The organism is Micromonospora sp. NPDC020750, from assembly GCF_044334565.1.
Lineage (GTDB): Bacteria > Actinomycetota > Actinomycetes > Mycobacteriales > Micromonosporaceae > Micromonospora.
The window spans coordinates 264,311-287,267 of the sequence record NZ_JBIRTH010000002.1; the positions used below are offsets into that span (position 1 = coordinate 264,311).

Genomic DNA, 22,957 nt, shown 5'->3' on the forward strand with positions numbered 1-22,957 from the left:
ACACATTCCGTGAAAGTGCGCGCAGGGGAGGTGGGGTGGGGGGACGCGGGGCACGACCGGCCGTGTCACCCGATCAGCCCCCGCACACCCGCCACTGGTCACCCTCCTTGACCAGGCTGATGACCCTGTTCCGGTCCGCGATCTTGACGGTCACCTCGGCGCTGGTGTCGCCGTTGCTGGTGTGCACCTGGGTGTTGGTGACGCGGTACTCGTCCAGGGGCGGCTCGGCCTGCCGGGCCCGGGTGAACTGCGCCTCGGTCTGCCGGCTGCGCAGTCGCTCGCAGAGCCGGGCGTACGCGGCCGGGTAGTTGCCCGCCTTCGTGTCGTCCAGGTATGCGGTCGCGGCGTCCCGGGCCGGCGTGATGGTGCCCTGCACGGTGCGGAACAGCCAGAGGCCGCCGCCGACCGCTCCGGCGCAGCAGAGCAGCGCCACCACGGCGACCACGATGATCACGGTGCGGGTCGTCCGGCTGAGCCCGCGGGACTTCTGGGGCGGCCCGGGGAAACCGGGCGACGGGGGGTACGTCACGCGGTGAGCGTAGAAACCCCAGGCCAGCCCCCATGCAGGCCCCCCTTGGAATCGATCAAGGCCAACGTTGCGGGCGGTGGTGTCGTCGACTCCCACGGTGACGGTGTGATTAATTCAATGCCCAGGGGCGGCCCATACGCTGGAACCTCGGGTGGCGGAGCCGGCGATCCGCCGTAGACTCGTGCGCACAACTGAATACCTCATCCAGAGGGGCAGAGGGATACGGCCCGACGAAGCCCCGGCAACCACCCGCGCGCTCGATGACGAGCGGTGCGGACAGGTGCCAATTCCGTCCCCGCCGCAGGGTGCGATGCGGGGAAAGATGAGAGGACCTTCTCGACATGACGTCGACCCTCGCCGCGTCCGGCATCGACACCACCGCCAGCCCCGCCCGCGCCCTGGTCTGCCGGGCCTGCACCGCGCGCTACCCGCTCGCCGCGCAGCACGCCTGTTACGAGTGCTTCGGCCCTCTTGAGGTCGACTACGACGCCGCTGCCCTGGCGCGGGTGACCCGCGAGCAGATCGAGGCCGGCCCGCAGAACATCTGGCGGTACGCCGCCCTCCTCCCGGCCGGCCAGGACCCGGCCACCCGGGTGACCGTCGACCCGGGGCTGACCCCGCTGGTCGCCGCGCCCAACCTCGCCGCCGAGCTGGGCATCACCGCCCCGCTCTGGGTCAAGGACGACAGCGCGAACCCCACCCACTCGTTCAAGGACCGGGTGGTCTCGGTGGCCCTCACCGCCGCCCGGGCGCTCGGTTTCACCCGGTTCGCCTGCGCCTCGACCGGCAACCTGGCCAACTCGGTCGCCGCGCACGCGGCCCGCGCCGGGGTCCCCTCGGTCGTGTTCATCCCCAGCGACCTGGAGGCGGGCAAGGTGGTCACCACCGCCGTCTACGGGGGCGAGCTGGTCGCCATCGACGGCTCCTACGACGACGTGAACCGGCTCTGCGGCGAGCTGGTGGAGACCGACGAGTTCGAGGACACGGCGTTCGTCAACGTCAACGTCCGCCCGTACTACGCCGAAGGCTCCAAGACCCTCGGGTACGAGGTGGCCGAGCAGCTCGGCTGGCGCATCCCGGCCCAGGTGGTCATCCCGATGGCCAGCGGCGAGCTGCTCACCAAGATCGATAAGGCGTTCAGCGAGCTGGTCGAGATCGGCCTCGTCGAGGCCCCGGCCGGCGGCTGGAAGGTCTTCGGTGCCCAGTCCGCCGGCTGCAACCCGATCGCCGCCGCCCTGCACGCCGACACCGACACCATCACCCCGGTCCGGCCGACCGGCATCGCCAAGTCGCTCAACATCGGCGATCCGGCCGCCGGCCTGTACGCCCTGGAGGCGGTCCGGCGCACCGGCGGCTGGATGGAGTACGCCGACGACGACGAGATCCGCGACGGCATCCGGCTGCTGGCCCGGACCACCGGGGTGTTCGCCGAGACGGCCGGTGGGGTGACCGTCGCCGTGCTGCGCAAGCTGGTCGAGTCCGGCCGGCTCGACCCGACGGCGGAGACTGTGGTGTTCAACACCGGCGAAGGGCTGAAGACCATCGACGCCGTCGCCGCCCAGGTCGGCCCGACCCACCGGATCAGGCCCTCGCTGCGCGCCGCCCGGGACGCCGGTTTGCTCGGCTGACCTGCCCGATCTCGATCGACCCTGGCGCGGCCTGCGGCCCTTCCCCGCCCCGGCCCGGAAGCACGCCGCGCGCCGCGCCCCACCGGCCCTGCCCGCCGCCCCGGCCCCGACCGTCCGGTGGACGGGTGGATCGCCCGGACGGGGGATGGGGCGGATCCCCCGAGTAACCGACTTTTAGCCCTGCGTGAGAGAAACCCGCCACCGGGGACTTGACGACAGGAACCGGACGGCGCAGGATGCTCGGTGCGGGAGGGCGTTTCGCCGAAGACTTTTTAGTTCTTGCGACCCAACGCCGAAGGCGTTGTGCGATCGTCCCTCCCGACCACGTCCGATCGGGCCGGCGATTAATTCGCTGGCCCGATCGTGTTTCCCGGGTCACCCTCAGTCCATGGGCATCACGATCACGCCGATCGACCCGGCCGACCAGAGTGCGGTCGACGCGGCGTACCGGATCAGGGCGGCGGCCGACGCGGCGGACGTCCCCGACTTCCCGCCGCTGTGTCGGCGACGGCTCGAGGCCGGGCTCCGCCACCCGATGCCGGGCGGAGCGCCGGTCTGGGCGCTCGCCCGCCGCGACGGCGTGCCGGCCGGCTACCTCGCCCTGGACCTGCCGCAGCTCGACAACACCGACAACGCCGCCGTGGACCTGTTCGTGGACCCGGCGCAGCGCCGGCACGGGGTCGGCCGGGCGCTGCACGAGCACGGCCTGCGGGTGCTGCGCGAGCGGGGGCGCAAGCGGGTGGTCGGGATGGCCGTCTCGGCCCTGCCCGACGGGCCGGGACGCGACGGGGCCGGCGGAGCGTTCGCCGCCGCGGTGGGCGGCCGGCCGGTGCTTCCCGAGGTCCGCCGCCGGCTCGACGCCGCCCGGCTCGCCCCGGCCGCGCTCGACGCCCTGCTCGCCGAAGCCCGGCCCCGCGCCGCCGGCTACCGCACCGTCCGCTGGCGGGGGCCCGCCCCCGAGGAGTACGTCGCCGACGTGGCCCACCTCGACGGCCGGCTGATGACCGACGCCCCGCTGGGGGACCTGGAGTGGGAGCCGGAACGGGTCGACGTCGAGCGGGTGCGTGGCGTCGAGCGGGCGCTCGATGCCCGGGGCCGCCGCCGCTACCACCACGGTGCGGTGCACGTGGCGTCCGGCCGGCTGGTCGCCTGGACGCTGCTCGACGTCGGCCCCAGCGCGTCGTGGCACGCGTTCCAGCAGATCACCATCGTCGACCCGGCGCACCGGGGGTACCGGCTCGGGCTGCTGACGAAGGTGGAGAACCTGCGGTACGGCCTCGCCCACGAGCCGGAGCTGCGCTTCGTGGACACGTTCAACGCGGCGGCCAACGGACACATGATCGACATCAACGAGCGGCTCGGCTTCCGTCCCGTCGACGCCTGGACCGACTGGCAGCTCACCATCTGACCGGGCCGCCGTGCGACCGCCCGGCTGTTCAGCGCCGCGCCGGCCCGGGCGGCGTCCCGGAACGCCGGCGGCGGTCGTCGGCCCCTACTGTCCGGTTCGCGGCTGGGGCATGATGGCGGGCATGACGGAGACCCCGCATCCCCTGCACGACAGGCACGCCGACACCCTCAACCGGGCGCTGACCGCGATCGCGGAGCGTGGGTACTGGTCCGCCTACCCGGAATCACCCAGCCCCCGGGTGTACGGCGAGACCGCCGCCGCCGACGGCAAGGCAGCCTTCGAGGCGTACCTGAACGGCGACTTCCCGCTCGACCAGCCGGGCGCCGGTGACCGGGTGGCCACCGAGGCGAGCCCGTTCGGGCTGGAGCTGAACGTCCGTTACCCACACGCCGGCGCCGACGAGCTGGTCGCCGCCGCCTCCGCCGCGCTGCCGGCCTGGCGCGACGCCGGCCCGCAGGCCCGGGCGGGGGTCTGCCTGGAGCTCCTCGACCGGTTGCACAAGCACGTCTTCGAGCTGGCCAACGCGGTGCAGTTCACCAGCGGACAGGCGTTCGTGATGGCCTTCCAGGCCGGTGGGACGCACGCGCTGGACCGGGCGCTGGAGGCGATCGCCTACGCGTACGCGGAGATGACCCGGCACCCGGGGACGGCCGGCTGGGAGAAGCCCGCAGGCAAGGGCGACCCGCTGCGGATGACCAAGACGTTCCACGTGGTGCCGCGCGGGGTGGCCCTCGTCATCGGCTGCAACACCTTTCCGACCTGGAACTCGTACCCGGGGCTGTTCGCCTCGCTGGTCACCGGCAACCCGGTGGTGGTCAAGCCGCACCCGCGCGCGGTGCTGCCGCTGGCCATCACCGTGCGCTACGCCCGGGAGGTGCTCGCCGAGGCCGGCTTCGACCCGAACCTGGTGCTGCTCGCCCCCGAGGCCCCCGGCGAGAAGCTCGCCTCGACGCTCGCCCTGCACCCGGCCGTGAAGATCGTCGACTTCACCGGCTCCACCGAGTACGGCGACTGGCTGGAGGCCAACGCCCGGCAGGCGGCGGTCTACACCGAGAAGGCTGGCCTGAACACGGTGGTGATCGACTCCACCGACGACTTCGCCGGGATGTGCCGCAACCTGGGCTTCACGCTGACCCTCTACAGCGGCCAGATGTGCACCACCTCGCAGAACATCCTGATCCCGTCGGATGGCATCGCCACCGACCAGGGGCACAGGAGCTTCGACGAGGTGGCCGCCGGGATCGCCGCGGCGGTCGGCAAGATCACCGCCGACCCGGCCCGGGGCGTCGAGCTGACCGGGGCGATCGTCAACGACGGGGTGCTGGAGCGCCTCGACGAGGTTACAAAGGTCGGCGAGGCCGTGCTGGAGTCGCGGGCCGTCGAGCACCCGTCATTCCCCGGCGCGGTGGTCCGCACCCCGACGATCGTGAAGCTGGCGGCCGGCGACACCGGGACGTACTCGCGGGAGTGGTTCGGGCCGATCTCGTTCGTCATCGCGACCGACTCCACCGCGCACGGCCTGGAGATCCTGCGCTCCACGGTGGGGGAGAAGGGTGCGCTGACCGCGGCCGTCTACTCCACCGACGAGGCGGTGCTGGACGCCGCCGAGGCGGCTGCGGTCGACACCGGGGTGCACCTGTCGTGCAACCTGACCGGGGGCGTCTTCGTGAACCAGTCGGCGGCGTTCTCCGACTTCCACGGCAGCGGCGCCAACCCGGCCGCCAACGCGGCCCTGACCGACGGCGCGTACGTGGCGAACCGGTTCCGCGTCGTGCAGAGCCGCCGCCCCGCCTGACGGGCCGCCCAGGGGCCCCCTCGGCGCGCGGGCGTCGGGCCGGGCCCCTGGGCACCCCCACACCCCGCGCCGGGCGTCGGGCCGGGCCCTGGGCACCCCAACCCTCAAGCGCCGGGGCGCTCAGGCCGGGCGGCGCATCTGGAGCTCGCGCAGGGCGGGAATCACCGGGTGGGGGACCCGGACGCCCGTGTCCACGAAGCCCAGCCTCTGATACGCCCGGTAGGCGCGGTCGTTGCCGACCACCACCTCCAGCATCAGCTCCGGCCGGCCGCACTCGCGGGACCAGCCGGCCACCGCGTCGATCAGCTCCGCGAGCAGGCCGGTGCCCCGCCGCTGCGGGGTGACGTAGACGGCGTACACCACGGTCAGGCCCGGCTCGTCCGGGGCGACCGTGCCGCCGGCGTGCCCCAGGAGCCGGCCGGCGGGGCCGCCGGGTCGGTCGGTGCCCGGGTCGGCGACGAACTGCGCGGTGTGCCGGCCGACGGCGACCGAGGCGATCCGGGCCGCGTAGTCGGCGTGCGGACGGGCGGCGGCGTCCGCCAGGGTCTCCAGGAAGGCCAGCGGGGCGTCGGCGAGCATCTCAAGGCGCAGCGCGCGCATCCGGGCCGCGTCCCACGGGGTCACCCGGTGGACGACGGTCGCCCGCGTGGCCGGGGCGAGCGTCCTGTCCGGCGCGGGGCGCCCGGCGGCCGCCGGGCGGGGACCTGCTGTCATTCCGCATGCTTACCGCAGTGACGCCGGCCTATGCGCCTCCGGGTCGAGGTCGGTCCGATATTGCCTGATTTGCGGTCGTGCGCCTGCGTGACGGCTCGTGTACCGTGCGATTTTGGTCACTGAATTCAGGGTCGTCGTCGACCCCGAAGCCGGTGGTCCGGGGCCGCCGGTTCGCGCCGGCGTCCCGCCGCTTTGGCAGGCCGCGCGACGTGAGGAAGTGCACCGTGGCACAGGGCACCGTGAAGTGGTTCAACGCCGAAAAGGGCTATGGCTTCATCGCCGTCGACGGGGGGCAGGACGTCTTCGTCCACTTCTCCGCGATCGAGATGGACGGCTACAAGGCGCTGGACGACGGACAACGGGTGGAGTTCGAGATCGCCCAGGGGCAGAAGGGCCCACAGGCCGAGCGGGTCCGCGTCGTCGCCTGACCGCCCGCCCAGGTCCGGGGCCCGCGGCTGGGCGGGCCCGGGCCGACCCGCCCGCGACCGCGACAACGGGGCACCCCAGCCGGCCCCGCCAGCCGGACGCCGTGGCCGAGTGCGTCAGCCGGCCGCGGTGGCCCCGGGGCGGGCTGGCGACGCGGGACTGGGCCTCGACGCGGAACTGGGCCTCCGGTGCGCCGACGCGCTGCGCCCCGCCGATGGGTGCCGACCCGGCGGGTACCCAGTCGAGCCCTGCCGGCGGGTGCCGACCCGGCGGGTGCCCAGTCGAGCCCTGCCGGCGGGTGCCGACCCGGCCGGTACCCAGTCGAGCCCCGCCGACATCTTCGCCGACGCCCGCCCTGCTGCTGGTGGCCCGCCCCGTACCTCGATTCCGAACCGCACCCCGCCAGCCCGCGCAAGTTCAGGGAATGTGTGGCCTTTCGGCGCTCCATGACCACACATTCTCTGAATTTGCGCCGATCGGGGGGCCCGGCGCGTAGCTCGGTCCCGGCCGGGCCTGCCATGACGCCGGTTGCCCCGTCGCTCCCGGGCCCGCAGGTCGATGGCTGCCTCGGGTTTCCCGGCCGCCCGGCAGGTCCATTCGTCGACGGCGACGGTATCCCCGAGCGCGGCCAGTACGGCCAGCGCCACCGGGGCGCTGACGGTTGCGGAGCCGGTTCGGCCTGGCCGTCACGTAACCGGGCGACGGGCGTGCGGGGTCCGGTGACCGTCGTCGGTAGGTGGGTGAACTTGGCCGAGTCGGCGGGCGGACAGCGCTGGTCAGGGCTCGCAAACCGGGTCCGGACCCGGCATCGTGCTTGCACTCGGCAGGGGAGAGTGCTAAACAAGTCATTGGCACTCGCATACCGTGAGTGCCAATGGTCGGGACGGTGGGGCCACGGGCTCCCGGCGGGCAACCGCCGGGTGGCGCATGGCCGGTCGTCGCGGGCTATCCGGCCCGGCCGAGGAGACGTCGTCGTCGCCAGGTGGCGACGTCCCAAGGTGCGTACACCAGGCGGCCCATCCGGGACACACACTCGGGTGGCCCGTGAGTGTCCAGGAGGACAACGCCGTATGGCCAAGATGATCGCGTTCGACGAAGAGGCTCGCCGTGGCCTCGAGCGGGGCATGAACCAGCTCGCCGACGCCGTGAAGGTGACCCTCGGCCCCAAGGGCCGCAACGTGGTGCTCGAGAAGAAGTGGGGTGCCCCCACCATCACCAACGATGGTGTGAGCATCGCCAAGGAGATCGAGCTCGAGGACCCGTACGAGAAGATCGGCGCTGAGCTGGTCAAGGAGGTCGCGAAGAAGACCGACGACGTTGCCGGTGACGGCACGACGACGGCGACCGTCCTGGCCCAGGCCCTGGTCCGTGAGGGCCTGCGCAACGTGGCCGCCGGCGCCAACCCGATGGCCCTGAAGCGGGGCATCGAGGCCGCCGTGGCCAGCGTCTCGGAGGAGCTGTCCAAGCTCGCCAAGGACGTCGAGACCAAGGAGCAGATCGCCTCCACCGCCTCCATCTCCGCCGGTGACAGCACCGTCGGTGAGATCATCGCCGAGGCGATGGACAAGGTTGGCAAGGAAGGCGTCATCACCGTCGAGGAGAGCAACACCTTCGGCCTGGAGCTTGAGCTCACCGAGGGCATGCGCTTCGACAAGGGCTACATCTCCGCGTACTTTATGACCGACCCGGAGCGTATGGAGGCCGTCTTCGACGACCCGTACCTCCTCATCGTCAACAGCAAGATCGCCTCGGTGAAGGACCTGCTCCCGATCCTGGAGAAGGTCATGCAGTCGGGCAAGTCGCTGCTGATCATCGCCGAGGACATCGAGGGCGAGGCCCTGGCCACCCTCGTGGTCAACAAGGTCCGTGGCACCTTCAAGTCGGTCGCCGTCAAGGCGCCGGGCTTCGGTGACCGCCGCAAGGCCATGCTGGCTGACATCGCCATCCTCACCGGTGGCCAGGTCATCAGCGAGGAGGTCGGCCTCAAGCTGGACGCCGTCGGCCTCGACATGCTGGGCCGCGCCCGCAAGGTCGTGGTGACCAAGGACGAGACCACCATCGTCGACGGTGCCGGCGACGCCGAGCAGATCCAGGGTCGGGTCAACCAGATCCGGGCCGAGATCGACAAGAGCGACTCCGACTACGACCGCGAGAAGCTGCAGGAGCGCCTGGCCAAGCTGGCCGGCGGTGTTGCGGTGATCAAGGTCGGCGCGGCCACCGAGGTCGAGCTCAAGGAGCGCAAGCACCGCATCGAGGACGCCGTTCGCAACGCGAAGGCGGCCGTCGAGGAGGGCATCGTCCCGGGTGGTGGCGTCGCGCTGGTGCAGGCCGGCAAGACCGCCTTCGAGAAGCTGGACCTGACCGGCGACGAGGCGACCGGCGCGCAGATCGTCAAGATCGCGCTGGACGCCCCGCTGCGGCAGATCGCCGTCAACGCCGGCCTCGAGGGTGGCGTGGTCGTCGAGCGCGTCCGCAACCTCGACCCGGGCCACGGCCTCAACGCCGCCAGCGGCGAGTACGTGGACCTGCTGGCCGCGGGCATCATCGACCCGGCCAAGGTCACCCGGTCGGCGCTGCAGAACGCCGCCTCCATCGCGGCGCTCTTCCTCACCACCGAGGCCGTCGTCGCGGACAAGCCGGAGAAGGCCTCGGCTGCCCCGGCTGGCCCGGGTGGCGGGGAAATGGACTTCTGAGTCCAGCTCCACCGAACGCCGAAGGGGCGGGCCGCTGACACGGCCCGCCCCTTTCGTCGTCTGCCGGCCCGCCGGTCACGTCGGCAGGGGTCGCTGGTTGCGTCGCTTCCGGGCCCGGTCGTACGGCGGGTCAATGCGGATCGGCTCGTCCACCAGGACCACCGGCTCCTCGGCCGGGGGCTCGTCGTCCTCCGTCATCTCCGCGAGCTGCTCGGCGTCGCCGTAGTCCAGCCGGTCGAACGGCAGCTGCCCCGGGATCTCCTCGACCGGCACCCAGGTGGCCGGCTGCGCGTCGTCGGTCTGCTCGTCGTCCGTGGCCATGACCGCCTCCTCTACCCAGACGGTAGGGGCCGTCGATGGCCGACGCGGCCGAACGGCGCTATACAGGCCCATGCCCGTTTCGCCGCCCGGCCTGCCAACGCGGCGTCCGGCGGCCCGGCCTGCACGCACCCGGCGGCCCGGCCTGCCACGCAGCCAGCACTCGGCGGCCCGGGCACCGGCCCGGGCGTCCCCGCTCATCCGGTGGCCGGCAGCGCCTTGCGGTACAGGAAGAAGACGCGCTCGATCCGGGCCCCCGCGCTGCCCGAGTAGAAGGGCACCGGGCCCACCCAGCCGATCTGGGCGGATTCCACCCCCTCGGCCCGCTGGTCGCGCAGGCACCGGCGCAGCAGCACCCCGCCGATCCCCGTGCCCTCCGCCTCCGGGGCGGTGCCCATGGGGCCGAACCAGCTCGGCCGGGACGAGCCCCAGGCGGCGAAGCCGAGAACCGTGCCGGCCCGTTCCGCCAGGTGTGCCCCGGCGCCGGGGCGTCCCAGCGAACCGGCCAGCTCACTGTCCCACGCGCCGCCGAACGTGGACCGGGCGAACGCGGCCAGCGCCGGCAGGTCCGCCGGCTCGGCGCGCCGCACCGTGACGCCCCGCTCGGCCAGCCGCCGCTCCGCCGGCTCCGTCGTCCGCAGCGCGGGCGATTCGTCGTACGACAGGTCGGCCGTCATGTTCCACGCCGTGCGGTCCTGGGCGTAGCCCAGCGCCAGCGCGGCGCAGACCGCCGGGGTGTACCGCACGTCGATCCCCGGCCAGGCGTAGTACGGCGGGTTGCCGGCCAGCAGCACCTCGGTCGCGCCCCGCCCGGCGAGGTCGCGCTCGGCCCGGTCCAGCAGGGCCCGCCCGACGCCCCGACGCCGTCGCTCGGGGGCCACCGCCACCAGGTCGACGTGCCCGACCGGGGGCTCCCCGCCGGAGAGTGAGGCGATCAGCGCGCCGACCAGCTCCGTCCCGTGGTACGCGCCCAGCCCCAGCACCGTCCGGTCCGCCCCGGCGCGGGTGTGCAGGGTGTCCACCACGGCCCCCGCCTCGGCCGCGTCCTCCGGCAGGTCCAGCGCGCGCCGGCACAGGTCCACCACGGCGGGCAGCGCGCCCGGGGTCAGCTCGGCCAGGGTGGTTTCCGCGTCCATGGTCGCCGACCCTAGATCACCGACCGGCCCGCCGCACCTGCCGGCCCGCCGCACCTGCCGGCCCGCCGCACCCGGCGGGCGGGTGGCGGCGGGGGTGAGAGGCCCGCGCCGTGGGCGTCGACGAGGGACCCGAGTCATCCGCCGAGGGCGGCGCGGGTCATCCCTCTCGGGCGGCGCGGACGGCCGCGTACGCGTCGACGAGGCCAGCGCCGGTGATGTTCGCGTCGCCGCCGCAGGCGTCCGCCGGGTTGCGGGAACGGTACGTCGCACCGGCCGGGGTGGCGGTGTCCCGCAGGATCCGCCGGGTCCGGTCCAGGTCGCCCACCAGTGCCGGGTTCGCCGACCACATCAGCGCCACCACCCCGGCCACCTGCGGGGCCGCCATCGAGGTGCCGTCCAGCCTGGCGTACGTGCCGCCCGGCATCGCGGAGAGCACCCCGACGCCCGGGGCGACCAGGTCCGGCTTGCTCCCGCCGGGCACCGGCCCCCGGCTGGAGAAGGGGGCGACCTTCCGGTCCCGGTCCACCGCCCCGACCGTGAGCACGTCCGGGTACGGCGCCGGGGGGTCCTCGATCGACCCGCAGTGCGGCCCGGTGTTGCCGGCCGCCGCGACGACGAAGATGCCGGCCGCGTCCAGCGCCGCCGTCGCCGCCCGCAGCGCCGCCGGGTCGCAGCCCTCGATCGGCGGGCAGCCCCACGAGTTCGTCAGCACCTGTGGGGCCCGCTCGGGCCGTCCGTCGGTGAACGGGTCGCCACCGGTCGGGAACGGGGCCAGCATGAACTGGAGGCAGTCGAGGTAGCGGGCCGGGTTGCCGAGGTTGCGGTCCAGGTTCACGCAGCCGACCCAGCTGGCACCCGGGGCCACCCCGATGCCGCCGCGCCCCACCGCGCTGCCCGCCGTGTGCGTGCCGTGCCCGCCCTGGTCGGTCGGCGTCGTCGTGTGGTCCCACGGGTCGTACCAGGAGTCGTCGCCGCCCCGGAAGCCGGCGGCCAGCGCCGGGTGCCGGCCGTCCACCCCGGAGTCGGAGCTGCCCACCACCACGCCGGCACCGGTCACCCCCAGCCCGGACCAGACCCGGTCCGCGCCGATCAAAGACACGTTCCAGGCCGGCCCGGCCGGTGCCGGGGCGTCGCCCCGGCTGGTCGGCGCGGCGGCCGGCAGCGGGCGCAGCCGCTGGCTGACCAGCACCCGGGCCACCTCCGGCCGGCCGGACAGCCAGGCCCGCACGGCCGGGCCGCCGTCCACCTCGATCGCGTTGACCAGGTAGTACGGAGTCGGGCCGAGCCGCAGCCGGGCCAGGTCGTGGCGCAGGTCGGGCTGGGTGCGCTCGGCCGTGGCGACGAGCCGCCGGTAGACCTCCCCGGCCCGGGCGTCCCGGCCGGCCCGGCCCGGTGCGCCGGCCGGGATCCCGCTCAGGTCGGCCTGCTCGTGCAGCACCACCAGCAGCCGCTCGCCGTGCAGACCGGGCCGGCCGGGACCGAGGTAGACCGCCGCCGCCCCGGCGAGCAGGACCACGGCGACCGCCGCCGCCACCGGCCGGCTGGGCGTCCCGCCGCGCGGGCGGGCCAGCAGCACGCCGTACGCGACGGACAGCACCGCGGCCACCGCGAGCCCGGCGGCGGCGGTGGCCGCCACCCAGTACGGCACGTCGCGGGTGGCCGCCAGGACGAGGGTGTTCTCCTCCGGGTCGACGAAGGCCAGCGGCCCGAGAACGCCGAGCCCGACGAGCCAGCGCGCCGGGCCGGGCCCGGCGGACCCGCCCGCACGGGCGGCGGGGGCCTGGAGGGCGGCCAGCACGAAGCCCAGCGGTGGCAGGGTCAGCAGGGCGGGCAGTTGCGCCCCGGACTGCCCGGACCCGGCGGCGACGAGCAGCAGCGCCACCCCGGCGACCGCACCGCCGACCAGCACCAGCCGGGCTGGCCGGGGCGGACGGCCGACCGCGAAATGCGCCCAGAACCGGGCGTCGAGCAGCGCACCGGCGAGGACGCCGACCGCCGCGGCGGCGACCGCCGCGAGGACGGTCTCCAGCAGCCCTCCGAGCGCCCCGAGCCACGCCCAGGGCAGCACGGTCGCCACCCCGGCGGCCACCGCCAGCAGCGTCACCGTCCCGTTCCCGCAGGCGGCCGGCGGCACCGGGGCGGGCCGTCCGGACGTGCCCGGTTCACCGACCGCCCCGGCACCCGGGGACGCCTGGGTGCGGCCCCTGGCGAGCCGGCCGAGCACGGCGGCGAGCAGGCCGGCCGCCACGGCCAGCGCGGCGAGGTACGCCTCGTGGTGCACCGGCGGCAGGGCGCGCAGCAGGGTGAGCGCGCCGACGGCCAGCACCCCGGTGAGCCAGGCCCGGCCGGTGGCCCGGATCGTCCCGGACCGGGGCAGCAGCGTGAGCAGCAGCGCCGGCACGCCGGCCAGCAGGACGGTGACGCCGGCCACCACCGGCCAGAGCCAGACCGCCCGGTCCAGCCCGCTGATCAGCAGGATCTGGTCGGTCAGCCAGCCGGCCAGCTCGGCGGAGACGGTGACCGCGACAGCCCAGCAGCCGACCAGCACCGCCGCCACCACGGGCCACGGGCCGGGGCCCGACGGCGGCGGACCCGGCACGGCCGGAGGCAGGGGCTGGCCTGCGAACGGTGGGGGGTCGACCTCCATCCCCAGACAGTACGGCGTGATCACGACATGCCGCGGGACGGCCGGGACGGTTACCGTGGACGGGTGCGTGACCCCAACGTCTCCCGAACCGTCGCCGGTCAGCTCTCCCCGGCGCGCCGCGCCACCGACCTGCGCCGGCTGCGCGCCGAGCGGTTCGACGTCCTGGTCATCGGCGGCGGCGTCACCGGTGCCGGGGCGGCGCTGGACGCGGCCTCCCGAGGGCTGAAGGTGGCCCTGGTGGAGGCGCGCGACTACGCGGCCGGCACCTCCAGCCGGTCCAGCAAGCTGATCCACGGCGGCCTGCGCTACCTGGAGCAGTTGGAGTTCCACCTGGTCCACGAGGCGCTCACCGAGCGGGGGCTGCTCGCCACCCGGCTCGCCCCGCACCTGGTCCGGCCGGTGCCGATCCTGATCCCGCTGCCCGCCGGCCGGGGCGCACGGGACGTGCCGGCCCGCACCTTCCGCCGGTCCTACTACGGCCTCGGCGTGGCCGCGTACGACGCGTTCGCCGGGCTCTTCGGGGGCGGCCGGGGCATGCCGCTGCACCGGCACCTCACCCGGGAGGGGGCGCGGCGGATCTTCCCGAGCCTGCGCGCCGACGCCTTGGCCGGGGCGATCCGCTACTACGACGGGCAGGTCGACGACGCCCGGCTGGTGGTCACCCTGGCCCGCACCGCGGCCAGCCTCGGGGCGACCGTGGTCAACAGCACCCGCGCGGTCGGCCTGATCCGGCAGGCCCGCGAGGTGACCGGCGTCCGGGTCCGTGACCTGGAGGCCCCACCCGGCTCGCCCGACGCCGAGTTCGAGGTGCGCGCCCGTACGGTGATCGCCGCCACCGGCGTGTGGAGCGACGACATGTCCCGGATGCTCAACGACGTCGGGCTGCGCCCCGGCTTCCGGGTCCGGGCGTCCAAGGGGGTGCACCTTGTGGTGCCCCGCTCGGCGATCACCGGCGAGACGGGGCTGATCCTGCGCACCGCCACCAGCGTCCTGTTCGTGATCCCCTGGGGCGGGCACTGGATCATCGGCACCACCGACACCGACTGGCGGCTGGACCGGTCCCACCCGGCCGCCTCGGCCCGCGACATCGCGTACCTGCTGGACCAGGTCAACACGGTGCTGGACCGGCCGCTCACCACCGCCGACATCGAGGGCGTCTACGCCGGGCTGCGCCCGTTGCTGTCCGGCGAGGCCGACTCCACCTCCAAGCTGTCCCGGGAGCACGCCGTCATCGAGCCGATGCTCGGGCTGCTGCTGGTCGCCGGGGGCAAGTACACGACGTACCGGGTGATGGCCTCCGACGTGGTGGACCACGCGGCCCGCCGGCTCGGCGGGGTTCGCCCGTCGCGCACCGCCGACCTGCCGCTGCTCGGCGCCGACGGGTACGCCGCGATGTGGCGGGACCGGGCCGACCTGGCCCGCCGGCACGGGGTGCCGGTCGGGGTGGTCGAGCACCTGCTGGAGCGGTACGGCACCCTGACCCTCGACCTGCTCGCCCTGGTCGATGCCGATCCGCTGCTGGCGTCCCCGCTGGCCGGGGCCCCGGAATACCTCGCGGCCGAGGTGACGTACGCGGCCCGCGCCGAGGGGGCGCTGCACCTGGAGGACGTGCTGACCCGGCGTACCCGGATCTCCTTCGAGACCACCCACCGCGGCCTGGAGTCCGCCGAGCACGCCGCGGAGCTGATGGGCGCGGTGCTGGGCTGGGACGCCGCGACCCGGGCACGCGAGGTCGAGCACTACCGGGCGCGGGTGGAGGCGGAGCGGCAGTCCCAGCTGATGCCGGACGACGCGACCGCCGACGCGGCCCGGCTCGGCGCGCCGGACGTGCGGGGCTTCGCGGCGGACCGGGGCGCCGACGGCGATCCCGTCGAACTCCCGTCGTTCCCCCGGTGACCGACCCCCCGCCGCAGGCCGGGGTCAGAGCACCTTGCCGGGGTTGAACAGCCCCTCCGGGTCCAGCGCCGCCTTGATCGCCTGGTGCACCCGCACCCCGACCGGCCCGATCTCGCGGGCCAGCCAGTCGCGCTTGAGCAGCCCCACCCCGTGCTCTCCCGTGCAGGTGCCGCCCAGCTCCAGGCCGAGCCGCATGATCTCGTCGAAGGCCCGCCGGCCCCGGTCCAGGCTGGCCGGGTCGGCGCGGTCGACCACGATGTTCGGGTGCAGGTTGCCGTCGCCGGCGTGTCCCACCACGCCGATCGGCACGGCGCACTCCTCGGCGATCCGGGCCACCCCGTCGAGCAGCGCGGCGAGCGAGCCCCGGGGGACGGCCACGTCGTCGATGATCAGCCCGCCGTTCCCGCCCGGGTACGCGTCGGCGGCGAACTTCTCCATCGCCGGGTGGGCCAGCCGGCGGGCCTGGAGCAGCGCCGCCGCCTCCGCCGCGTCGGTGGCCGCGTACACCTCGTCGGCCCCGGCCGCCTCGCACACCTCGGCGATCCGGGCCAGGTCCTCGGCGGCCCGCGACCCGGTGTCCACGGCGGCGAGCAGCAGCGCCTGCGCGTCGGTGCGCAGCCCCATCGGCTGGTACGCCTCGATCGCCGCCAGGTGGGTCCGGTCGAGCAGTTCCAGCAGGCTCGGGGTGAGCCCCTTCGCGGCGATCTCCGCCACCGCCACGCCGGCCTCCGCCGTGGAGTCGAATACGGCGACGAGGGTGAGCGACGCCTCCGGGGCGGGCCGCAGCGCGACGGTCACCTCGGTGACCACCCCGAGGGTGCCCTCCGAGCCGACGAAGAGGCTGGTCAGGTCGTATCCGGCGACGCCCTTGGCGGTGCGCCGGCCGGTGCGCAGCACCTCGCCGGAGGCGAGCACCACCTCGAGGCCGAGCACGTACTCGGTGGTCACGCCGTACTTGACGCAGCACATGCCGCCTGCGTTGGTGGAGACGTTGCCGCCGATGGTCGACGACTCCCACGAGCCGGGGTCCGGCGGGTAGTACAGCCCCTCCCGCCGCACCGCCCCGGCCAGCGTCGCGTTCACCACGCCGGGCTGGACCACCGCGATCCGGCTCACCGGGTCGATCTCCAGGATCCGGTCCATCGCCACGGTGCTCAGCACGATCGCGCCGTCCACCGCGTTCGCCGCGCCGGCCAGCCCGGTCCGCGCCCCCTGCGGCACCACCGGTACGCCGTACCGGGCCGCCGCCCGGACCACGCCGACCACCTCGTCGGTGCCGCGTGGACGGACCACCACCAGCGGCGTCCCGGAGGCGCACAGGTCGGCCTCGTCCCGTTCGTGCATCCGGAGCAGGTCCGGGTCGGTCAGGACGGCGTCGTCGCCGAGCACGGCGCGCAGGTCGGCGAGGAGGGGTGAGGCAACCATGCAGCAGAGGCTAACCTCCGGCTAGTTTGGCCACCATGCTCTATCTTGACCGGCCCGCCTGGCCGGCGCGCGGGCGACTCTGGTCGCATCTGATCAGCGACGTCTCGCCCGCCGAGCTGCACGCCTTCGCCGAGGCGCTCGGCGCGTCCCGCCGCGCGTTCGACCGCGACCACTACGACATCCCCGCCGAGCGGTACGCCATGGCGGTGCACCTCGGAGCCAGGGTGGTCCCCAGCCGTGAACTGGTCCGCCTCCTGCGTGCATCCGGCCTCCGCCGCCCCAAACACCTGACCCACCCCACCCCCTGACCCACCCCACCCGCCCCGTCCCACCGCGCGACCCCCCTACCGCGTGGCCACCCATTGCCCCACCGCGCGACCGCCCACCGCGCGACCGCCCACCGCGATCTTGCACTTGCGGCCCCAGTTTTGCGCCTTAGGTGGCATATGTGCGGGCCGCAACTGCAAGATCGCGGGCGCGGGCCGCGGGCGCGGGCCGCGGGCCGCGGGCCGCAACTGCAAGATCGTGGGGGCGAGGGCGGGTCGCGGAGCGCGGAGCGCGGGGAGAGGTGGGGTGGGGGCGGGTTAGTGGAGGGCGGTGAGTTCGCGGTGGAGGTTGGCGCGGGCCGGGTGCTCCCAGCGGGCGGCCAGGGTGGGCAGCCGGTAGAGGGTGGGCAGGGACAGCAGGCCGTCGAGCACCGAGGCCCGCCCGGCCCGGAACACCGGCTCCGGCACGTGCGCGTACTCCCGACGGACGGCGGCGGCGTACCGGTCGTACTCGTCGGGGGGACCGGCCAGCACGGCCAGGTCGGCGTCGCAGAGCAGCGCGCCGTCGCGGTCTCCGGCCGCGACCGCGTGCCCGGCGGTGAGCAGCACCAGCCGGCGGACCTCCGCCACCGCCACGGTCGGCACCCCGACCCCGGTCAGCAGCGCGTCGGCGAGGTCGGCGCTGGCCCGCTCGTTGCTGTCCCCGCCGGCACGCGGGTCGTAGATCGCGTCGTGGCACCAGGCGGCGAGCCGGACCAGGTCGGGGTCGTCGGCCAGTTCGGCGTGCGCGTCGACGACATCGAGGACGGCGGTCAGGTGCCGGGCGGTGTGGTAGTGCCGGTGCGGTTCCCGCCAGCGGGCCAGCAGGCCCGCCCCGGCGTCGGTCAGCGCCAGTGAGTCCCCGGCCCCGGCGCCCCGGGCCGCCGCCCGCCACCGGCCGATCAGTTCTGCCGCTCCCCGGCGGCCGTCCGAGCCCGTCATCTGGCCGAGTCTGCCGGAGCGGGCGAGGATTCACCGCCCTCACGGTGGGTAGTCCCCGCCATGGCCGTGGCCCGGGATCGCCGATCGTCGCTGCTGCGGCGCGCCGGCCTGCACGACGGCGTGGCCGACATCGACTCGGCGCGGATCTCGGCGGCGATGGAGGAGCTTCGACGTCGCAGCAGAGCCACCCTGCACGATCGGCTGCACCGGGTCCGGATGGCGATGGGCCTGGCCGTGCAGGCCGGGCTGGCCGCCGCGCTGGCCTGGGCCATCTCCCACCACCTGCTGGGAAACCCGCAGCCGGTCTTCGCGCCGATCTCGGCGGTCGGCGCCCTGGCCGCGTCGGTCGGTCAGCGGCTGCGCCGGACCGTCGAGCTGATCGTCGGGGTGGCGGTCGGGGTGTTCCTCGGCGACCTGCTGATCTACCTCGTCGGCACCGGTGGCTGGCAGCTCGGGCTGGTGGTGACGGCGTCCATCGTGCTGACCCTCTTCTTCGGCGGGAGCGTGTCGGTCGTCATCCAGGCGGCCGCAACCGCCGTGCTGATCGTCACGCTCAGCCCGTCCACGGAGGACCTGGAGATTCCGCGCTTCGTCGACGCCTTCATCGGCGGCGGGATCGCGCTCGTGGTGACGGCGGTCCTGTTGCCGCTGAACCCGCTGCGGGTGATCAACCGGGCCGCCCGGCCCGCGCTGGACCTGCTCGCCGATCAGCTCGACGCCGCCGCCGAGGCGCTGCGCGGGCAGGACCGGGACAGCGCCCAGCGGGCCCTCGAACGGCTCCGCGAGAACAAGGAGGAGCTGAGCACCCTCATCGAGGCGATCGAGGGCGCGAAGGAGACCAGCATCCTCTCCCCGGCCCGTTGGCACCGGCGCAGCGAGCTGACCCACTACGCCGAGGCGGCCGACCCCATCGACCGCGCGATGCGCAACAGCGGGACCCTGATCCGGCGTTCCGTGACGATGATCGAGGACGGGGAGCCGGTGCCGGAGCCGATGCCGGATGCGGTGGCCCACCTCGCGGAGTCGGTCCGCCTGCTCCGCCACGAGTTCGCCATCGGGGCGGAACCGGAGAAGGCCCGGGAACGGTCCCTGCGCGCGGTCAGTGAGGCCGGCCGGGCGTACGCGCAGGGGGTCGGGTTCTCCGGCAGCGTGGTGATCGCGCAGGTGCGCACCACCGCCAGCGACCTGCTGGTCACCTCCGGCATCGACCAGGAGGAGGCCAACCGGCTGATCCGGGTGTCCTTCGGCGAGCAGGAGAAACCGACCGTCGGCCCGGCCGAGAGCGTCCCCGCCCCGAAGCCGCCCACGGCCCCGCCGCTGGGCTGAGGCGCCTCAGCCCAGTTCGGCGAGGGCGGTGAGCAGGCTCTCGACGTGCTCCGGCGTGCTGCCCAGGCCGATGCTGGCCCGCAGGGCGGTCGGGGGCAGGTCCCGGTGCCCACTGCGCCCGGCGGCCTCGGTGAGCAGCCGACGGGCCAGCGGATGGGCGCAGAACAACCCGTCGCGGACCCCGATGTCGTACCGAATGGCCAGCTCCGCCGCGACCTCGGCCGAGTCCCGGCCGGCCAGCACGAACGAGACGATGCCCACCCGGGGCGAGTCCGGGCCGAAGGTGCGCAGCTCCACCACGTGCGGCAGGGCCGCCAGCCCGGCCCGCAGCCGGGCCAGCAGCGTCTGCTCGCGGGCGTGTAGCGCGACCCGGTCCGCCCCGGCCAGCGCCGCGCACACCGAGGCGAGCGCGACCGCGCCGAGCAGGTTGGGGGTGCCGGCCTCGTGCCGGGCCGGGCCGGTGGCCCAGCGCACATCGTGGGTGGCGGCCCCGACGTGACTGGTGGCGCCCCCACCGGCCAGGTACGGCGGGGCCGCGTCCAGCCAGTCGCCCCGGCCGAGCAGCACCCCCGCGCCGAACGGCGCGTACAGCTTGTGCCCGGAGACGGCCAGGTAGTCCACGTCCAGCGCGGCCACGTCGACCGGGGCGTGCGGGGCGAGCTGGGCGGCGTCCACCGCGATCCGGGCGCCGTGCCGGCGGGCCACCCGGGCCAGCTCGGCCACCGGCCAGCGTTCCCCGGTCACGTTGCTCGCCCCGGTCACCGCCACCAGCACCGGCGGGCGGGCGGTGGCGCCCCGGCGCAGCTCGGTCAGCGCCGCGTCCAACGCCCGAACCGCCTCGGCGGGGGCGGCCGGCACCGGCAGCCGCACCGAGCCGCGCGGCCAGGGCAGCAGGTTGGCGTGGTGCTCCCCGGCGAACGTCACCACCGTGGTCCCGGTGGGCAGGGTCCGGGCCAGCAGGTTCAGCGCGTCGGTGGTGTTGCGGGTGAACACCACGTGGTCGTCGGCGCGGGCGCCGAAGAAGTCGCCGACCGTCTGCCGGGCCCGCTCGTATTCCAGCGTGCAGCGCCGCGACAGCGCGCCGGCGCCGCGGTGCACGCTGGCGTACCAGGGGAGCAGCTCGGCCACCGCGTCGGCCGCGGCCCGCGCGCACGGCGCGCTGGCGGCGTAGTCCAGGTTGATCTGGCCCGGCACGCCGAGCACGTCGAGCGGCCGCGACGACGCCGACACGGTCCGCGCGGGCGGCGGCGTGAGCGAGGGTACGAGGGTGACGGTCATGGCACGACCTCCGGGTCCGGGGACCCCGGGTGACAGCACCGGGACGGGGTCCGCGCTTGCCCAGCGCCGGACAGGGCTGGGCCCGGTCATCACCCGGGGCACCCCACCGCGAACTCGACGAGGGTTGCCGGCCAGCAAGCCGGGGCTTGACGCTGGCGCTCGTGACCTGACGACAGGATAACGGTCGACCGATGCGGCCGGAACAGCCAGCGGGGGATGACTACGCTGATGTAATGGCCGACACCCCGCCCGGCGGCGCCGCGTCGCCGTGGACCCCGCACGATCTCCCTTCGCAGCCCGGTGGGGCCGCCCCCCGGATGCCGGTGCGCCGGCTGGGCTGGCGGCGGGTCCTGGTGGTGGTCCTGGTTGTGCTGCTGATCGCGGCGTGCGCGGTCTACATGCTCTTCAAGCTCGGCTTCAACCTGGGGCCGGAGGCGCTGCTGATCGGCGTGGTCGCCGCGATCCTGCCGGTGCCGGTGCTGGTCTCCTGCTTCCTGTGGCTGGACCGGTACGAGCCGGAGCCGTTGAAGTATCTGATCTTCTGCTTCGTCTGGGGCGCGTTCGTCTCCACGGCCGCCTCGCTGACCGTCAACGGGTTCTTCGCCGCCCGGTTCGCCGACTGGGGGCTGCCCGACGCGTTGACCGCGGTGCTGGTCGCCCCGTTCATCGAGGAGTTGACCAAGGCGATCGGCCCGATCCTGCTGCTGATCTTCCGCCGCCGGGAATGGTCCGGCATCACCGACGGCCTGGTCTACTGCGGGCTGTCGGCGGTCGGCTTCGCCATGGTGGAGAACATCCTCTACCTGGGCGGTTACGGCTACGCCTCCGGCGTCAACGAGTACGGTCCGGCGACCGGGGCGCGGCAGGTCATCGCGATCTTCATCGTCCGGATCCTGCTGTTCGGCTTCGCCCACCCGCTGTTCACCTCGATGACCGGCGTGGGTCTCGGCATCGCCGCCCGGACCGCCGACCGTCGGGTGCGCTTCCTCGCCCCGGTCGCGGGCCTGCTGCTGGCGATGATGCTGCACGGCACCTGGAACCTGCTGCCGTCACTGGCCCAGGCCACCGGCCAGACGATGGTCGCCCTGTACGGCTACCTCGGGGTGATGGTGCCGATCTTCTTCGGCATGGTCGGGTTGGCGGTCTGGCTGCGCGGCTGGGAGGGGCGGCTGACCGAGCGCACCCTGCCCGACTACGTGCGGGCCGGGTGGCTGACCCCGCCGGAGGTGGCGGCGCTGGGCAGCCTGGGCCGGCGGCACGCCGCCCGGACCTGGGCCCGGCGGGTGGCCGGCGACGCGGGGCTCAAGGCGATGCGCGGGTACCAGTTCTCCGCCACCCGGCTGGCGCTGCTGCGCGACGGGATGCACCGAGGGCTGGACCGTCGGCCGGCTGACCGGGAACGGACCGCGTGGGAGGAACGGGAGCTGCTGGACGCGATCACCGCGTACCGGTCCTTCTTCGTCGGCCGGGATCCGCAGGTGCCGGTCGGGAGCTGGGACGGCCACCGCTACCACCTGCGGTTCCCCGACGGGTCGCAGCGGCCGGTCGACGCCCCGGACGAGCCCGTGGTGCCGATCCCGGTGGTGCTCGCCCCGCCGCCGCCCCCGGCCCACCCGGGGCCTTACGGCCCGCCCGGCTGGTACGGTCCCCGCCCGGGCGCCCCCTGGCCGCCGGGCGCCGCCTGACGGGGCGGGTCAACCGGTCAGGCGGGTGCTGCCTGACGGGGTCGCAGCGGCCGGTCAGGTCATCAGGCCGGTGAGGAAGTCACCGATGCCCACGGCCATCGCCGCCAGGCCCGCCCCGATCGCCTTGCACATCTGCGCCGCGCTGTCCGGTCGGAAAGCCACGAAGTAGATCAGGAACGCGACGCTTCCCCAGAGGAGAACCTTCTTCACGAATACCGGCACGATCCCTCCCCAGGGCGCTGGACGTGCCTGGCTTCCCGTAGTCGGCAGCCGCAAACGACGCGTCGCCGACCGGGGTGGACGACGGGGGAGGCCGGGACGGACCCGGGGGAGGAAAGCGGAAGGGCCTGCCGGAGGCGTTACAGGTACAGGCCGGTGGAGCCGTTCGACTCCGACTCGATCCGTTCGGCGGCTACGGCGTGCACGTCCCGCTCGCGCAGCAGGACGTACCCCCGGCCGTGCAGTTCGACCTCGGAGCGGTCGTCGGGGTCGAAGAGCACCCGGTCACCGGAGACGATCGAGCGGACGTGCGGCCCCACTCCCACGGCGGTCGCCCAGGCCAGTCGCTTACCCACGGCGGCGGTTGCCGGGATCACGATGCCGGCGGTGGAGCGGCGCTCACCCTCGCTGCCGTCCACCTTCACCAGCACGCGGTCGTGCAGCAGACGGATCGGCAGGCCGGAGTCGAGGTTCTGGTCGACGGTCACGACGGAACGGTACCGCGTCCGACCGGGCCGCCCCGCTGGTGGTTGCGCGGACGCCGATCGGGGCAATGTGTGGCGGAACCGCCCTAGGCTGGGGCGACG

Annotated in this window: 19 protein-coding genes and 2 riboswitches; of the genes, 9 read left to right on the forward strand and 10 right to left on the reverse strand. The window is 74.5% G+C overall.

The genetic code is table 11. The features are described 5' to 3' along the window. Positions 1-73 precede the first annotated feature (73 nt). Positions 74-529: a hypothetical protein gene (locus ACH4T9_RS06385; RefSeq protein ID WP_396670502.1), complete on the reverse strand. Its 456-nt coding sequence runs from the start codon at positions 527-529 to the stop codon at positions 74-76. A 197-nt stretch (positions 530-726) separates the two neighbouring features. Continuing rightward, a riboswitch (SAM riboswitch) is annotated at positions 727-858 on the forward strand. A 12-nt stretch (positions 859-870) separates the two neighbouring features. Here ACH4T9_RS06385 and thrC point away from each other — a divergent pair. The 3 genes from thrC (at position 871) to paaN (ending at position 5,360) form a co-directional block, all read left to right on the forward strand. Beyond that, positions 871-2,157, forward strand: a complete 1,287-nt coding sequence (thrC, locus tag ACH4T9_RS06390) for a threonine synthase (RefSeq protein WP_396670501.1) — start codon at positions 871-873, stop codon at positions 2,155-2,157. 388 nt (positions 2,158-2,545) lie between these two features. Then, positions 2,546-3,565, forward strand: coding sequence for a GNAT family N-acetyltransferase (locus ACH4T9_RS06395; RefSeq protein ID WP_396670500.1), 1,020 nt, complete (start codon positions 2,546-2,548; stop codon positions 3,563-3,565). A 121-nt stretch (positions 3,566-3,686) separates the two neighbouring features. Then, positions 3,687-5,360, forward strand: coding sequence for a phenylacetic acid degradation protein PaaN (gene paaN / locus ACH4T9_RS06400; protein WP_396670499.1), 1,674 nt, complete (start codon positions 3,687-3,689; stop codon positions 5,358-5,360). Between the two features lie 120 nt (positions 5,361-5,480). Here paaN and ACH4T9_RS06405 read toward each other — a convergent pair whose 3' ends face one another. Next, positions 5,481-6,074: a GNAT family N-acetyltransferase gene (locus tag ACH4T9_RS06405; RefSeq protein WP_396670498.1), complete on the reverse strand. Its 594-nt coding sequence runs from the start codon at positions 6,072-6,074 to the stop codon at positions 5,481-5,483. Between the two features lie 224 nt (positions 6,075-6,298). Between ACH4T9_RS06405 and ACH4T9_RS06410 the strand changes: the two genes are divergently transcribed. Both ACH4T9_RS06410 and groL read left to right on the forward strand, forming a co-directional pair. After that, positions 6,299-6,502: a cold-shock protein gene (locus ACH4T9_RS06410; protein ID WP_007073263.1), complete on the forward strand. Its 204-nt coding sequence runs from the start codon at positions 6,299-6,301 to the stop codon at positions 6,500-6,502. A gap of 1,068 nt (positions 6,503-7,570) precedes the next feature. After that, a complete protein-coding gene (groL, locus tag ACH4T9_RS06415) occupies positions 7,571-9,193 on the forward strand; it encodes a chaperonin GroEL (RefSeq protein WP_396670497.1) in 1,623 nt (540 codons plus the stop codon). 75 nt (positions 9,194-9,268) lie between these two features. On the opposite strand, the gene ACH4T9_RS06420 is transcribed toward groL, so the two are convergent. The 3 genes from ACH4T9_RS06420 to ACH4T9_RS06430 all read right to left on the reverse strand — a co-directional run bounded on the left by ACH4T9_RS06420 (position 9,269) and on the right by ACH4T9_RS06430 (position 13,294). After that, positions 9,269-9,514 (reverse strand): hypothetical protein, encoded by a 246-nt coding sequence (locus ACH4T9_RS06420; RefSeq protein ID WP_396670496.1) that lies wholly within the window; start codon positions 9,512-9,514, stop codon positions 9,269-9,271. Positions 9,515-9,708: 194 nt separating this feature from the next. Beyond that, on the reverse strand, positions 9,709-10,647 hold the full coding sequence (locus ACH4T9_RS06425) for a GNAT family N-acetyltransferase (RefSeq protein ID WP_396670495.1): 939 nt from the start codon (positions 10,645-10,647) through the stop codon (positions 9,709-9,711). Between the two features lie 157 nt (positions 10,648-10,804). After that, the gene (locus tag ACH4T9_RS06430) at positions 10,805-13,294 is read right to left on the reverse strand and encodes a S8 family serine peptidase (RefSeq protein ID WP_396670494.1); all 2,490 of its coding nucleotides are present in this window, start codon (positions 13,292-13,294) and stop codon (positions 10,805-10,807) included. A 27-nt stretch (positions 13,295-13,321) separates the two neighbouring features. Here ACH4T9_RS06430 and ACH4T9_RS06435 point away from each other — a divergent pair, with 27 nt between their 5' ends. Beyond that, positions 13,322-15,190, forward strand: a complete 1,869-nt coding sequence (locus tag ACH4T9_RS06435; RefSeq protein WP_396670493.1) for a glycerol-3-phosphate dehydrogenase/oxidase — start codon at positions 13,322-13,324, stop codon at positions 15,188-15,190. 24 nt (positions 15,191-15,214) lie between these two features. Here ACH4T9_RS06435 and ACH4T9_RS06440 read toward each other — a convergent pair whose 3' ends face one another. Further along, positions 15,215-16,615, reverse strand: coding sequence for an FAD-binding oxidoreductase (locus ACH4T9_RS06440; protein WP_396670492.1), 1,401 nt, complete (start codon positions 16,613-16,615; stop codon positions 15,215-15,217). A 35-nt stretch (positions 16,616-16,650) separates the two neighbouring features. On the opposite strand from ACH4T9_RS06440, the gene ACH4T9_RS06445 reads away from it, so the two are divergent. Next, on the forward strand, positions 16,651-16,923 hold the full coding sequence (locus tag ACH4T9_RS06445; RefSeq protein ID WP_396670491.1) for a DUF4031 domain-containing protein: 273 nt from the start codon (positions 16,651-16,653) through the stop codon (positions 16,921-16,923). 276 nt (positions 16,924-17,199) lie between these two features. Here ACH4T9_RS06445 and ACH4T9_RS06450 read toward each other — a convergent pair whose 3' ends face one another. Then, positions 17,200-17,862, reverse strand: a complete 663-nt coding sequence (locus ACH4T9_RS06450) for a metal-dependent phosphohydrolase (protein WP_396670490.1) — start codon at positions 17,860-17,862, stop codon at positions 17,200-17,202. Between the two features lie 66 nt (positions 17,863-17,928). Here ACH4T9_RS06450 and ACH4T9_RS06455 point away from each other — a divergent pair, with 66 nt between their 5' ends. Beyond that, positions 17,929-19,188: an aromatic acid exporter family protein gene (locus ACH4T9_RS06455; RefSeq protein WP_396670760.1), complete on the forward strand. Its 1,260-nt coding sequence runs from the start codon at positions 17,929-17,931 to the stop codon at positions 19,186-19,188. A 6-nt stretch (positions 19,189-19,194) separates the two neighbouring features. Here the strand turns inward: ACH4T9_RS06455 and ACH4T9_RS06460 are convergent, their stop codons facing one another. Further along, complete coding sequence (locus tag ACH4T9_RS06460; RefSeq protein WP_396670489.1) at positions 19,195-20,466, reverse strand: aminotransferase class V-fold PLP-dependent enzyme; 1,272 nt, start codon at positions 20,464-20,466, stop codon at positions 19,195-19,197. A gap of 47 nt (positions 20,467-20,513) precedes the next feature. Then, a riboswitch (SAM riboswitch) is annotated at positions 20,514-20,633 on the reverse strand. A gap of 24 nt (positions 20,634-20,657) precedes the next feature. On the opposite strand from ACH4T9_RS06460, the gene ACH4T9_RS06465 reads away from it, so the two are divergent. Then, on the forward strand, positions 20,658-22,151 hold the full coding sequence (locus ACH4T9_RS06465) for a PrsW family intramembrane metalloprotease (RefSeq protein WP_396670488.1): 1,494 nt from the start codon (positions 20,658-20,660) through the stop codon (positions 22,149-22,151). A gap of 54 nt (positions 22,152-22,205) precedes the next feature. Here the strand turns inward: ACH4T9_RS06465 and ACH4T9_RS06470 are convergent, their stop codons facing one another. Together ACH4T9_RS06470 and ACH4T9_RS06475 are read right to left on the reverse strand one after the other, a co-directional pair. Beyond that, entirely contained in the window at positions 22,206-22,373 is a 168-nt protein-coding gene (locus ACH4T9_RS06470; RefSeq protein WP_350888362.1) for a hypothetical protein, read from the reverse strand. A 137-nt stretch (positions 22,374-22,510) separates the two neighbouring features. Then, positions 22,511-22,858 carry a GroES family chaperonin gene (locus tag ACH4T9_RS06475; RefSeq protein WP_396670486.1) on the reverse strand — a complete coding sequence of 116 codons (348 nt, stop codon included), beginning with the start codon at positions 22,856-22,858 and terminating at the stop codon, positions 22,511-22,513. Positions 22,859-22,957 lie beyond the last annotated feature (99 nt).